This is a genomic window from Rugosimonospora africana, assembly GCF_016862975.1.
GTDB lineage: Bacteria > Actinomycetota > Actinomycetes > Mycobacteriales > Micromonosporaceae > Rugosimonospora > Rugosimonospora africana.
In genome coordinates this window covers 15592-28742 of sequence record NZ_BONZ01000112.1, presented here as the reverse complement: position 1 = coordinate 28742, position 13151 = coordinate 15592, and the positions used below count along the sequence as shown (strand labels likewise).

12 protein-coding genes are annotated in these 13151 nt (G+C 71.8%); 5 read left to right on the top strand and 7 right to left on the bottom strand.

From position 1 onward, the window contains the following. The first annotated feature begins 6 nt into the window (after nt 1-6). On the top strand, nt 7-1119 hold the full coding sequence (gene wecB / locus Raf01_RS45555) for a non-hydrolyzing UDP-N-acetylglucosamine 2-epimerase (protein WP_239134499.1): 1113 nt from the start codon (nt 7-9) through the stop codon (nt 1117-1119). 8 nt (nt 1120-1127) lie between these two features. Then, nucleotides 1128-1886 (top strand): arsenate reductase/protein-tyrosine-phosphatase family protein, encoded by a 759-nt coding sequence (locus Raf01_RS45550; protein ID WP_239134498.1) that lies wholly within the window; start codon nt 1128-1130, stop codon nt 1884-1886. Nucleotides 1887-2032: 146 nt separating this feature from the next. On the opposite strand, the gene Raf01_RS45545 is transcribed toward Raf01_RS45550, so the two are convergent. Beyond that, nucleotides 2033-3571 carry a tyrosine-protein kinase domain-containing protein gene (locus tag Raf01_RS45545; protein ID WP_203924402.1) on the bottom strand — a complete coding sequence of 513 codons (1539 nt, stop codon included), beginning with the start codon at nt 3569-3571 and terminating at the stop codon, nt 2033-2035. Between the two features lie 160 nt (nt 3572-3731). Here Raf01_RS45545 and Raf01_RS45540 point away from each other — a divergent pair, with 160 nt between their 5' ends. Beyond that, a complete protein-coding gene (locus Raf01_RS45540; RefSeq protein WP_203924401.1) occupies nt 3732-4955 on the top strand; it encodes a CehA/McbA family metallohydrolase in 1224 nt (407 codons plus the stop codon). Nucleotides 4956-5025: 70 nt separating this feature from the next. Beyond that, complete coding sequence (locus Raf01_RS45535) at nt 5026-6333, top strand: hypothetical protein (protein ID WP_203924400.1); 1308 nt, start codon at nt 5026-5028, stop codon at nt 6331-6333. A 19-nt stretch (nt 6334-6352) separates the two neighbouring features. On the opposite strand, the gene Raf01_RS45530 is transcribed toward Raf01_RS45535, so the two are convergent. Continuing rightward, nucleotides 6353-6859, bottom strand: a complete 507-nt coding sequence (locus tag Raf01_RS45530; protein WP_203924399.1) for an OsmC family protein — start codon at nt 6857-6859, stop codon at nt 6353-6355. A gap of 75 nt (nt 6860-6934) precedes the next feature. Here Raf01_RS45530 and Raf01_RS45525 point away from each other — a divergent pair, with 75 nt between their 5' ends. Next, nucleotides 6935-7711 carry a crotonase/enoyl-CoA hydratase family protein gene (locus Raf01_RS45525; RefSeq protein WP_203924398.1) on the top strand — a complete coding sequence of 259 codons (777 nt, stop codon included), beginning with the start codon at nt 6935-6937 and terminating at the stop codon, nt 7709-7711. Between the two features lie 128 nt (nt 7712-7839). Here the strand turns inward: Raf01_RS45525 and Raf01_RS45520 are convergent, their stop codons facing one another. The 5 genes from Raf01_RS45520 to Raf01_RS45500 all read right to left on the bottom strand — a co-directional run bounded on the left by Raf01_RS45520 (nt 7840) and on the right by Raf01_RS45500 (nt 13100). Further along, a complete protein-coding gene (locus tag Raf01_RS45520; protein ID WP_203924397.1) occupies nt 7840-8667 on the bottom strand; it encodes an LLM class F420-dependent oxidoreductase in 828 nt (275 codons plus the stop codon). 90 nt (nt 8668-8757) lie between these two features. Further along, complete coding sequence (locus Raf01_RS45515; protein WP_239134497.1) at nt 8758-10512, bottom strand: MFS transporter; 1755 nt, start codon at nt 10510-10512, stop codon at nt 8758-8760. Continuing rightward, nucleotides 10509-10955, bottom strand: a complete 447-nt coding sequence (locus Raf01_RS45510; protein WP_203924396.1) for a MarR family winged helix-turn-helix transcriptional regulator — start codon at nt 10953-10955, stop codon at nt 10509-10511. The genes Raf01_RS45515 and Raf01_RS45510 overlap by 4 nt, the downstream gene beginning before the upstream one ends. 205 nt (nt 10956-11160) lie before the next feature. After that, nucleotides 11161-12114: a carbohydrate ABC transporter permease gene (locus tag Raf01_RS45505; protein ID WP_203924395.1), complete on the bottom strand. Its 954-nt coding sequence runs from the start codon at nt 12112-12114 to the stop codon at nt 11161-11163. Continuing rightward, the gene (locus Raf01_RS45500; RefSeq protein ID WP_239134496.1) at nt 12111-13100 is read right to left on the bottom strand and encodes an ABC transporter permease; all 990 of its coding nucleotides are present in this window, start codon (nt 13098-13100) and stop codon (nt 12111-12113) included. The genes Raf01_RS45505 and Raf01_RS45500 overlap by 4 nt, the downstream gene beginning before the upstream one ends. Nucleotides 13101-13151: the final 51 nt, after the last annotated feature.

The window sequence follows — 13151 nt, the reverse complement described above, 5'->3', positions numbered from 1 at the left end:
CGCGTCATGACGGTCGTCGGGACCCGGCCGGAGATCATCCGGCTGTCCCGCGTCCTGGACCGGCTCGACCGTACCGTCGACCACATACTCGTGCACACCGGCCAGAACTGGGACCCGAACCTGTCCGACGTGTTCTTCTCCGAACTCCGGTTGCGCCAGCCCGACCACTTCCTCCGGGTGGACACCTCGTCGCTCGGCCGGGTGCTGGGCGGCGTGCTGACCGGGATCGAAGACGCGATCCGTGACCTGCGACCCGACGCGCTGCTGGTCCTCGGCGACACGAACAGTTGCATCGCCGCGCTGATCGCGCGGCGGATGCGGGTACCCGTGTATCACATGGAGGCCGGCAACCGCTGCTTCGACCTCAACGTGCCGGAGGAGACGAACCGCCGGCTGGTCGACCACATCGCCGACTTCAACCTGGTCTACACCGAGCACGCCCGGCGCAACCTGCTCGCCGAGGGGCTGCACCCGCGCCGGATCCTGCACACCGGCTCGCCGATGCGCGAGGTGCTGGAGCACTACTGGCCCGACGTCGAACGCTCGTCCATCCTCCGCCAACTGGAGCTGGAGCCCGGCGGGTACTTCCTGGTCAGCGCGCACCGCGAGGAGAACGTGGACGACCCGGCCCGGCTGCGCCGGCTGCTCGGCTGCCTGCGCGCCGTGCGCGGCACCTGGTCCCTTCCGGTACTGGTGTCCACCCACCCGCGTACCCGCAAGCGGCTCGAAGCGCTCGCCGGCGACGGCATGACCCTGGACGGCGTGGCGTTCCACGAGCCGTTCGGACTGTTCGACTACGTACGCCTACAGACCTCCGCCCGGTGCACGCTGTCCGACAGCGGCACGATCAGCGAGGAGGCCGCCATCCTCGGCTTCCCGGCGGTGACGCTGCGCGAGTCCATCGAGCGCCCCGAGGCGCTGGACAGCGGCGGCATCATCATGACCGGGCTCGACCCGGACGGGGTCATCGAGGCGGTCGCCGTCACGGTGGAGCAGGTCGCCGCCGAGGGAGTCGGCTGCCCGGCCGACTACCAGGTCGCGGACACCTCCCGGCGGGTGGTCGACTTCATCCTGTCGACCGTGCGCCGGCACCACGACTGGGCCGGGATCCGGCGGTAGCGGCGACGATGCCGGTACGCCTGCCCACCTCACCGTGGAGCTACACTCCGCCACGCGAACGGATCTTCCAGCCGGTCGCGGAGGGAGTGGCCCCGATGGCGTCCGGGATCCTGTTCGTCTGTTACGCCAACATGTGCCGCTCGCCGATGGCGGAGTACATCGCGCGGGACATGCTGACCCGGCGGCTGGGGGCGGATCGGGCACCGGTACCGGTGTCCAGCGCGGGTACGAACGCGATGCCCGGGTACCGGATGCACCCGCACGCCGCCACGGTGGCGGCCGGGCTCGGCGCCGATCCGGCCCCGTTCCGCAGCCGGCCGCTGACCGCCGACACGATCGCGCAGGCCGGCCTGGTACTCGCCGCGACCCAGCGGGAGCGGGCCGTGTGCCTGTCGCTGGTACCCGCCGCCCTGCACCGCACGTTCACGCTGCGCCAGTTCAGCCGGCTCGCCGCGGCGGCCGGAGACCAGAGCGCGTCAAGCGGTCCGGACGACGCGCGACCGGATGCCGGCCGGGACGGTGTACCGGACGCCGCGAGGGACCGTGGACAGGACGCCGCGAGGGACGTTGGACAGGACGCGGCGCGGCGGCTGGCGGCCGCGGTTGCCGCGGCGGTACGGGCTCGCGGCCAGCTTCAGCCGGTCGAACCCGGCGACGACGACCTGGCCGATCCCGTCGGGCAGCCGGTCGCGGCGTTCCACCAGTGTGCCGGCCAGATCGAGGCGGCCCTGGAGCCGGTGGTGGCGCTCATCGCGTCCTGTGGGTGATTCGCGGCCGGTGCTCGCCTCCGCCACGGAACGGCTCCGGCTGCGTCGCCGGGCTGCTCGCCTCCGAAGGAACGTCTGACCAACAACGCGTGAAGCCGCTTGTCGGGCTCACCATGCCCCCGCGGTGAGCCCGACAAGCGGCCGTCTCACCGCCTCGTGCGGGTCAGCTGCGGGCCCGGGCGCCGGTGCGGCTTCGCTCCCGGCTGCGGCGCGGGTCCGGTGGCGGCCGGCTCGGTCTCCGGCGCCAGCGGCGCGTCCGCGTCGACCGGATCGGTCGCCGCCACGGGCTCGGCCGCGTCGATGTCCGCGACCGGGCTGATGTCCGCCGCCGGCTCCGAGGACAGAATCTTGTACGACTTGTAGTAGTAGGCGTCTGACTTCGACGCCTTGGTCATGTTCAGCACGCAGCCGAGGACCCGGGCGGCGACCGTCTGAAGCGCCCGCATCGCGGCGGTGACCTGAGTCTGTGTCGTCTTCCCGGAGCGGGTGACCAGCACCGTACCGTCGGTCTGCACGGCGACCACGGCGCCGTCGGTGACCGACAGCAGCGGCGGGGTGTCGATGATGACGATGTCCGCCCACTCCCGCAGGGACTTCAGCAGCTCCGCCATCCGCGGCGAGCCGAGCAGTTCGCTGGGGTTCGGGGGCACCGAGCCGCTGGCCATCACGTAGAGCTGCTTGTCACCCCACGGCTGCACCGCGTCCTGCACGGTGACCTCGCCGATGAGGACGTCGGTGAGACCCACCTCGGACGGCAGGCCGAAGTAGTGCGCGACCTTGGGCCGGCGCAGGTCCGCGTCGACGAGCAGGACCCGCGACCCGGTCTCGGCGAGGGTGATGGCGAGGTTGCAGCAGGTGGTGGTCTTCCCCTCGCCCTGCGTGGCGCTGGTGACCGCGATGACCTGGCTCGGCTCCTGGATGTTGACGAACCGCAGGTTGGTACGCAGTTTCCGGAGCGCCTCGGCGCGCAGCGACTGGCCGGCGGTCCCGACGATCAGCGGTGTCGTCCGGCTCTCCCCGTCGTACGGGATCTGGCCGAGGACCGCGGCCGAGGCCACCCGCTGGAGCACGATGCCGCTGCGTACCGTGTTGTCCAGCTGCTCGCGCAGGATCGCGGTGGCGAGCCCGACCAGCAGGCCGAGCAGACCGGCGAAGGTGAGGTTGCGGGCCGGCCGCGGGGACACCGGGTTGGTACTGAGCCGGGGGCCGTTCACCAGTTCGATCTTGACGGTCGGCGCGCCGTCACCGGGCGGTGTCTCGATCTGCTGGACCAGCGCCGGGAACGTCTTCGTCAGCGCCTCGGTGAGCTTGAGCGCCCGGGACTGCTGGGTGTCCGTGACGGTCGCCTGGAGCAGCACGGTGTTGGGTTCGGTCGACCCGCTGATCCGCCGCCGTACCCCGTCGGTCGACAACCCGAGCCCGGACGAGGACGCCAGGCTCTGCGCGAGCCGGTCGCTGGTCAGCAGGTCCACGTAGGACTTGACCCGTTGCTGGGTGAACAGGTTGCCCTGATAGGCGTCGGCCACCCCCTCGTTCGGAGTGTTGACGAAGAACGTCACCGTGCTCGCGTACTGCGGCTGGGTGCGAATGGTGATCGCGGCACCGATGCCGAGTGCGATCAACACCGCCGCGAGTACGATCCACCACCGCTGCCGTACGGCACGCAGATAGCTACGCAAATCCATGAGCCCACTGCCCTCCCATCTCGGGTTAATAACGGCGCATCTCGGCAAAGAGTGACGACTTCCGCAAAGGGTGAGGTAACGGAGGTTGCCCCTCGATTGGCGGGCCCGGTTCCGGCGCCGATCCGCCCTCGCCCGGAGGCGTTGATGGCACCCTGATCGGGTGAGCAGCGTCCAGCACGGAGTGTGGCGGCCGGAGGACCGAGCCGCGTCGATCTACCAGTACGTGCCGGTCGAGGTCGGCGCCGGGCATCGCGCCCTGCGGGTGGGGCTGGCGTACGACCGGTCGGCCGGCGTCCTCGACCTGGGCTGCCTGGACCCCACCGGGGCGTTTCGCGGTTGGTCCGGCGGCGCACGCGAGGGGTTCACGATCGCGGAAACCTGGTCGACCCCCGGGTACCTGCCGGGTCCGCTGCCCGCCGGGCAGTGGCAGGTGATGCTGGGGCTGCACCGGGTACCGGCGGAGGGCCTGCCGTGGCGGCTGACCGTCTCCACCTCGTCCGAGCCCGGCCCGGCACCCGACGCCGCCGCACCGCTCGCGCCGTGGCCACAGCGGCCGACCCGGTCCGGTCCCCCGCTGCCGGCCCCGCCCGGGTACCGGTGGCTGGCCGGCGACCTGCACGCGCACAGCGTGCACTCAGACGGCGCGCTCACCGTCTCCGAACTGGCCCGGCTGGCCGTGGCGTCCGGACTGGACTTCCTCGCGGTCACCGACCACAACACGGTCAGCCACCACCCGTGGCTGCCGGACGAGTCCGGCATCCTGCTGCTGCCCGGTCAGGAGGTGACCACGGCACGCGGGCACGCCAACGCGTACGGGGACGTCGGCTGGGTGGACTTCCGGCTCCCGGCCGACGATTGGCTGTCCATTGTGGACGATCGGGGCGGGCTGGTCTCCGTCAACCACCCGCTCGCCGCCGACGTCGCCTGGCTGCACCCGCTGCACGCCAGGCCCCGGCTGGTCGAGGTGTGGCACTCCGGCTGGTGGGACCGGACCTGGACGGCGCCGCTGGCCTGGCTGCTCGCGTTCGACCCGGCCGCCGTACCGGTCGGTGGCTCGGACTTCCACGACCCGTCCGACAGCTGGCGGCTGGGTACGCCGACCACCTGGGTACTGTGCCCGGTCACCGATCCCCGGGAAGCGACCGCGGGCATGCTGCTCGACGCGCTGCGCACCGGACCGGTGTCGATCGGCGAGTCGCCCGACGGCCCGGCACTGCTGCGCCTCGGCGACGAACTGGTCGCGGTCGGCGCCGACGGAGCCCTGCTGACCGACTTCACCGGGCAGCGCCGGCCGGTTCTCGGCGACCGGGTCGCCTTCGCCGCCGTACCCGGCCTGCACTGGCTGGAGGATCACCAGACTCGGGTGCTGGCCGTCAGCGGGTGACCCCGACTGTCCACAGTGGAGTGCGCGGGGCGGCGCGCGGGGACGGGTGCCGCCGTGCGACAGTTCAGCCGTGAACTTCGATGGCGACCGGACCCGACCGGGTCGCGGCGTGGGCGTGGACGGTGAGCGCCACCGGGACGGCCGTGCGCCGGGCGGCTCGCGCACCCTGCGGCGGGTGATCGTCTCGGCGGTACTCGGCGTGCTGTGCCTCGCCGGGGCGCTCGTCGCGATCAGGGACGTCGCGCGGGGCGCGGTGTCCCCGCACCCGAAGGCGGCCGGCCCGGTCTCCCCGTCGCCGCTGCCCGGCCGGATCCCGATCGTGCGGCTGATCCAACCGGCGCGGCTGTTCTGGCCCGGCGCCGTGCACACACTGCCGGCCACCCTGCCGGACGGCTCGGCGTATCAGGTCGTCGCGGTCCTGTCCGCCGACCGGTACCTGGTGACCACCGGTGAGGTGAGCCCGGCCGGCGCGACCGCGGTGCGGGTCTTCGACACCGGTACCCGTACCGTGACGACGATCGCGGCCCTGCCGCCGAACACCCCCGGGCAGCTCCAGCTCGGCCTGCCGCGCAACGCCCTGCTGTACCCGCCGCTGGTCGACGGCGACGTGGTGACCTGGGCGGACACGGTCATCGAGGGCGGCTCGCCGGACACCGAGGTGTGGGCGGCCGACCTGACCGGCGGGCGGCCGGTCCGGCTGACCCGGATCCCCGGGACGTCCAGGGGCCAGGCCCGGGAAGTCGGCCAGCCCCGCCCGGTCGACGGCACCGTGGTGTGGGACCGGTACGCCCAGTCGACGACCACCGGGATCTACCGGGTACCGGCGACCGGCGGCACCCCGGCACCGGTGCCGGGCACGGCGGGGTACGACCTGGTGACCGGCGCCTGGGCACAGCCGGCCGGCAGGCAGGTCGCCGGCGGTGCCGGCAGCGGTGACGGAGGCGGCAGCGGTGACGGCGCCGGCCGCGACGAGCTGTTCGACGTGCTGACCGGCCGGCGGATGCGGGTACCGGTCGGCGGGGTGGGGCACGACGAGCGCCTGGAGTGCTCCCCGACCTGGTGTGCCGGGGCGGGGGTGGAGAACATCTCGTTCGCGGTGGTGAAGGCGGACGGCTCCGGTGGCCCGACCGAGCTGGACCGTCCGTACCGGCTGGCGGACGGCGGCGCGGTGGCGCTCGCGGCCGGGTCGGACAAGCACGGCAACCCGCAGGGCGTGGTGGTGTGGAACCCGACCACCGGCGTGTGGGGCGGCCTGGACGCCAGCTACCGGGTGCCGGACGGCTCGCTGAGCGCCGACGTCCGGGTGCTTCAGGCACAGACCGTGCCCGGCGCGCCGGTCGAGGTGTTCGACCTCACCGTGGTGGGCCGGCCGGCGTAGCCCGCTCACCCGGCCTCGCTCAGCCAGCCGGCGCGGCCTCCCCAGCCGGCGCCTGTCCGGCGACCAGGATCACCGGCTGGTGCCGCACCGGGAAGTTCACCGAGTTGGCGATGAAGCACAGCCGGTGCGCGGTCTCGTGCGCCTCGGCCGCCCGGTCGGCCATGTCGGGCGACGCCACGGTCACCTCCGGCCGCAGCACCACCTCGGTGAAGTGGCCGCCGCCGTCCGGCGTCTCGGCCATCTGCCCGATCGGCGTATCGGTGTACCCGACGACCACCACGCCCGCGTTCACGCAGGCGTGCAGGTATGCCAGCATGTGGCACTGCGTGAGCGCGGCGACCAGCAACTGCTCGGGGTTCCACCGGTCCCGTTCGCCGCGGAACGTCGGATCCGACGAGCCCGGCAGCATCGGCAGCCCGGGCGCGGTCACCTCGTGCCCCCGGCCGTACTCGCGGTAACCGCTGGTACCCGTGCCCCGGTTGCCGGTCCACGTCACGGTCAACTCGTAGCTGTGCGTCCTGCCCAATCCGGCTCCTTCATCGTCGCGATCCGACGAGGCTAGTATCGCCGCGAGCGTGGATGGGCGGCGAGGGGCGGTGCGATGAGCTATGACACCGACGCGGTACGGGTCGAGCGCGCCGGCCCGGTGACCACGGTCATCCTGGACCGCCCGGCGGTCCGCAACGCGGTCGACCGGGACACCGCGCGGGCGCTGGCCGACGCGTTCCGCGCCTTCGACGCCGACGGCGATGCCCGGGTCGCGGTGCTCTGGGGCGCGGGCGGCACCTTCTGTGCCGGGGCCGACCTGCACGCCGTCGCCCAGGGCCGGCCGAACCGGTTCGAGCCGGACGGCGACGCGCCCATGGGGCCGACCCGGATGAGGTTGACCAAGCCGGTCATCGCCGCGGTCAGCGGGTACGCGGTGGCCGGCGGGCTGGAGCTGGCGCTGTGGTGCGACCTGCGGGTGGTCGAGCGCGACGCCACGTTCGGCGTGTTCTGCCGGCGCTTCGGGGTACCGCTGATCGACGGCGGTACGGTCCGGCTCCCCCGGATCGTCGGGCTCGGCCGGGCGATGGACCTCATCCTCACCGGCCGGCCGGTACCCGCCGAGGAGGCGCTGGCGATCGGGCTGGCCACCCGGGTGGTACCGACGGGGACAGCGCGCCAGGCCGCCGAGGAACTGGCCGCCACCCTGGCCGCGTTCCCGCAGACGTGCCTGCGGCACGACCGGGCCTCGGTGTACGACGCGGCGGGGCTCGACCTCGAGCGGGCTCTTTCCGTCGAGTACGAGCACGGAAAGGCGGCGCTGGCGACCGAGGCGGTCCCGGGCGCGGCCCGGTTCAGCGCGGGCAGCGGCCGGGGCGGCACTTTCGAGTGAGCGCGCCGACTGAGCGCAGCCGGAGCCGATCTGTGGCGGAGGCGAGCACAGTCCCACGCAACACCGACTGAGCGCAGCCGGAGCCGATCTGTGGCGGAGACGAGTAACGCCGACTGAGGAAGGGGCAGTCAGCGCCGGATGAGCGCGGCCCAGGCGTCCAGTTGCTCGAGCGTCTTGGCCTCGTCCTGGTCGCTCAGCGGGAACAGGCAGCGGTCCACCCCGGCCGCCTCGAACTGGTCCCGGAGGTCGGGCAGCGCGGCGAACAGGGTGACCGGCACCGGTCCCCGTCCGGCGTCCGCCGCGCGTGCGCGCAGCCCGGCGATGCGCCCCGCCAACTCCTCGACGCTGGCGAGCGGGCCGCACTGCGGCAGCCAGCCGTCGCCGAAGGCCAGTACCCGGTCCTCGGCACCGGGACCGTTGCCGCCGACCAGCACGGGCGGGTGCGGCCGGGCGACCGGCTTGGGCCAGGACCAGATCGGGTCGAAGTCGACGTACGTGCCGTGGTACTCGGCCTCGTCGGCGGTCCAGATCTCGCGCATCGCCCGTACCCGGTCGGCCAGCAGGGCCATCCGGGTCCGCGGATCGGTGCCGTGGTTGGCCAGTTCGAGCCGGTTCCACCCGGCGCCGACGCCGAACAGGAACCGGCCGCCGGACAGCCGGTCGAGGCTGGCTACCTCCTTGGCCGTGACGATCGGGTCCCGCTGGGTGACCAGGCACACGCCGGTGCCGAGCGCCAGGGTCGTGGTGACCGCCGCGACCGCGGCCAGTGCGACGAACGGGTCGTACGTGTCCGCGTAGGCGCGCGTCGGCCTGCCGTCGCCGCGGGTGCTGGCGGCCGGAATGTGCGTGTGCTCGGTGTAGAACAGCGACTCGAAGCCGCGCTCCTCGACCGCGCGCCCGAGCGCCTGCGGAGTGAGCCCGTCCGAGCCGGAAAAGGCCACGATCCCGATGTCCACGCGGCAGCCTCCGTCTCCCGGTGCGCCCGGCCCGTGCGCCGGGGGCGGTGGCACCGATGGTTGATCAACCACCGCCCCCGGTCAAGCCGGTTACCGGCGACCGGGATCGCCGGCGTCCACCCGGTCGCCGCGCTCGGCGGTGTCCACCGCGTTGTCCGGGTGGGAGTATCGCCGCCCGCGCAGCAGCGAGGCCAGCGCGGTGATGAGCGCCATCGCGGTCGCGGCGACGAACACCGTGACCAGCCCGTGGTGGAACGGGGCCGCGATCAGCTTCGGGAACAGGTGGGTACCGGTGAGCACCGCGACGTTCGCCGCCGGCAGGCTGTGCAGCACCCCGGCGCTGGCCAGCAGCGTACCGACCGGGTTGTACCCGAGGAACGCGGCGAACAGCGCGCTGACCGGCGGCAGGCCCGCGACGTGTGCGGCGACCGGTGCCGGTACCCCCTGCGCGGCCAGCCCGGTCGACAGCGAGTGCGGCAGGGAGCTGGCCAGCCCGGCGACCATCAGCGAGAAGAACACGCCGATGGACAGCGCCTGACCGGAGTTCTGGAACGTCGAGCGCATGCCGGAGGCGACGCCCCGGCGGTTGTTCGGCACGCTGCCCATGATCGACGAGGTGTTCGGCGAGGAGAACATGCCCATCCCCACGCCGACGAGCGCGAGCAGGATCGCGAACAGCGGGTACGCGAAGTTCACCGGCAGGCCCATGAGCCCGAGGAAGGACGCGGCGACCAGCAGCGCGCCGCCGGTCGCCAGCGAACGGGCGCCGAACCGGTCGGACAGGTACCCGGAGACCGGACCGGCGATCAGGAACCCGAACGACAGCGGCAGCATGTAGATGCCGGCCCACAGCGGGGTGTCCTCGAAGGCGTACCCGTGCAGCGGCAGCCAGATCCCCTGCAGCCAGATGATCAGCATGAACTGGAGACCGCCGCGGGCGATGGCCATCAGTAGGGCCGCGATGTTGCCGGCCGCGAACGCGCGGATCCGGAACAGCGCCAGGTCGATCATCGGCTCGGCGACCCGGGTCTCCACGAGGCAGAACCCGGCCAGCAGAACGACTCCGATGATCAGGCCGGCCAGGACCCAGGGGTTGAGCCAGCCGGTCGCCCGGCCGCCGTACGGCTGGATGCCGTACGTGATGGCGGCCAGCAGGCTCGTGGTGCCGCAGACGAAGGTGACGTTGCCGATCCAGTCGATGCGGGCCCGGCGCGCCGCGGTGATCTCCCGCAGGCTGCGGTACGACCAGATGGTGCCGAACACGCCGATCGGCACGTTGATCCAGAACACCGCCCGCCAGTCGACCGCGGCCAGCAGGCCACCGGCGACCAGCCCGAGGAACTGCCCGGCCATCGCGGTGACCTGGTTGATGCCCAGGGCCATGCCGCGCTGCCGGGCGGGGAACGCGTCGGTCAGGATCGCCGCCGAGTTGGCGGTCAGCATGGATCCGCCGACCGCCTGCACGATCCGCCAGGCGATCAGCCACAGGGCGCCCCTGGCGTGGGTGAACGGGTCGACCGACAGCGCGAGGGAACCGAAGCTGAAGATCAGGAAGCCCAGGTTGTACATCTTGACGCGGCCGAACATGTCGCCGAGCCGGCCGAGCGCCACCACCAGTACGGCGGAGACCAGCAGGTACCCGAGGATCATCCAGAGCAGGTAGCCGATGTTGCTCGGCGCGAGCGGATCGAGCCCGATCCCCCGGAAGATGGCCGGCAGCGAGATGATCACGATCGAGGCGTCGAGCGTGGCCATCAGCACACCGAGCGTGGTGTTGGACAGCGCGACCCACTTGTACCTGTCCGGAGTGTTCACCGCGGACGTGCTCCCCTCCGAAACGCTCACAGCTGATCCGCCAGCCGGTCCAGCAGCGGGATCACGTCGGCCAGCAGCCGGCGCTCGTCCGCGGTGAAGCCCTCGGCCAGGGCGCGCGTCATCCGCTGGACGCTGGCCGAGGCACGGTCGCTCAGCAGTTGGCGGCCCGCGTCGGTGACCGACAGCACGACGCGCCGGCCGTCGGCCGGGTCACTCGCGCGGCTCACCAGGTCACGGCGCTCCAGCCCGGCGAGCGTGACACCCATCGCCTGCGGCTGTACGCGCTCCTGCTCCGCCAGTACCCCCGGGGTCGCCGGACCGTCGCGGTCCAGCCGGGCCAGCACCGAGGCTTCGGACAGGGTCAGTTCTCCGGGCTTGTGTCCCTGGCGTACCCGGCGCACCACGCGGCCGAGCACCACCCGCAGTTCCGCACCGAGAGCGACCGCGTCGGCGGCGTTCTGTTTCTCTCCCACAGATCTTAACCATAGACTTATAAGTCTGGGTTTACAAAGTGGGGTGAGAAAAGGCACCCCCGCGGGGGTGCCTCGTGTCGGCCGCGGCTGCGTTGTCTGTGACTGTGCTCGCCTCCGCCAAACGGCGGCTCCGGCTGCGCTCAGTCTTCGCTGTCTGTGACTGTGCTCGCCTCCGCCAAACGGCGGCTCCGGCTGCGTTCAGTCTTTACCCCTTGATCGCCCCGAGCAGCATGCCCTTGGTGAAGTGCCGCTGCACGAACGGGTACACCACCACGATCGGCAGCAGGGTCAGGCTCACCACCGCCATCTGCAGCGACAGGGCGGCGATCTGCTGGTGCCCGGCGTACACCCCGGTGTTGGTGACCCCGCTGCCCGGCAGGGAGTTGGCCTGGAGCGTGTACGTGTAGATCACCATCTGCATCGGCCACTTGCCGTTGTCCGGCAGGTACAGCAGGGCGTTGAAGAACGAGTTCCAGTACCCGACCGCGTAGAACAGCGCGATGACGGCGGTCACGGCCCGGGACGTCGGCAGCACGACCCTCCACAGGATGCGCCACTCGCCCGCGCCGTCCATGCGCGCCGCGTCGATCAGCTCGGGCGTCGTGCTCGCGAAGAACGCGCGCATCACCAGGATGTTGAAGACCGACACCGCGCTGGGCAGGATGAGCGACCAGTACTGGCCGTACCCGCCGAGCGTGGAGACCAGCAGGAAGGTCGGCACGATGCCGCCGCTGAAGAACATCGTGACGACGAGCGTCATGAGGATCGTCCGGTGCCCGTACGAGCCGGGGCGGGACAGCCCGTACGAGCACAGCACGGTCACCACCATCGACACGGCCGTACCGACGACGGTGACCCCGGTGCTGACCAGCAGCGAGTGCAGGACGAGCTGATTGGTGAAGATCTGGTGGTACGCCTCGACGGTCAGCCCGTGCGGCACCAGCACCAGGCCACCCGCGATGTTGATCGATGCCTGGGTGGAGAAGCTGGTGAGCACGATTGCGTACAGCGGCACCAGCACGACCGCGAGAACGACGAGGATCGTCACGCCCTTGGCCGCCTGCCCGGCGGCGGTGGGCTTCTCCTCCCAGGCCGGTCGCTCGTCGCGCGGCCGGCGCCGGGTGGCCGGCGGACCCGGCCGGGCTGTCAACGTCGTCATTTCCGGAACAACCCATCCTCGCCGAACGCGTGCGCCAGTTTGTTCGCCGCCAGTACCAGAACCAGCGACAGCACGCCCTTGAACAGGCCGGCGGCGGCGCCGTAGCTGAAGTGGTTGTTGACCACGCCGTAGTAGTACGTGAACGTGTCGAGCACTTCCGCGGCGTCCCGACCGACCGCCTGCCGCTGGACGAGCATCTGCTCGAAGCCGACGGTCAGCGCGTTGCCCAGCCGGAGCACGAGCATCAGCACGATGACCCCGCGCATGCCGGGAAGGGTGATGTGCCACAGCCGCCGCCACCGGTTGGCGCCGTCGGCCGCGGCCGCCTCGTACAAAGCCTGGTCGATGGCGGCGAGCGCGGCCAGGAACACGATGATGCCCCAGCCCGCTTCCTTCCAGACCGCCTGCGCGGTGACCAGATACTTGAACGTCGCCGGGTCGGTCATGACATTCCAGGTGCCGAGGCCGTGCCGGCGCAGCACCATGTTCACCGCTCCGGCGCCGCCGAGCATCTCCTGGAAGATGGTGACGACCAGGACCCAGGAGAAGAAGTGCGGCAGGTACACCACCGACTGCACGAACGAGCGCACCTTGCCGTTCATCACGGAGTTGAGCAGGACCGCCAGGACGATCGGGATCGGGAAGTACAGCACCAACTGCACCGCGCTGATGACCAGGGTGTTGGCGAATGAGTGCCAGAACAGCGTGTCGCCGAACAGGTTGGTGAAGTTGGCGATCCCGACCCAGGGGCTGTGCAGGAAGCCCTGGTAGATGTCGTAGCTCTGGAACGAGGTGATGACGCCGAGCATGGGTACGTAGGTGAACACGAGCAGCAGCACCACCGCCGGCACCGTCATGATCAGCAGTGACCGGTCCCGGCGGATCCGGATCCGCCAGCCCGTGCGCCGCTTGGCCGGTACCGTGTCCGCCCGGGCGGCCTCCCGGGACGCGCCCGGTACCGCGCCGTCCTCGATGATCGCGGACACCTCCGCCTCCTCACGCTTCACCGCTCCGGCCCGCGCCCGGGCAAAGGCGCG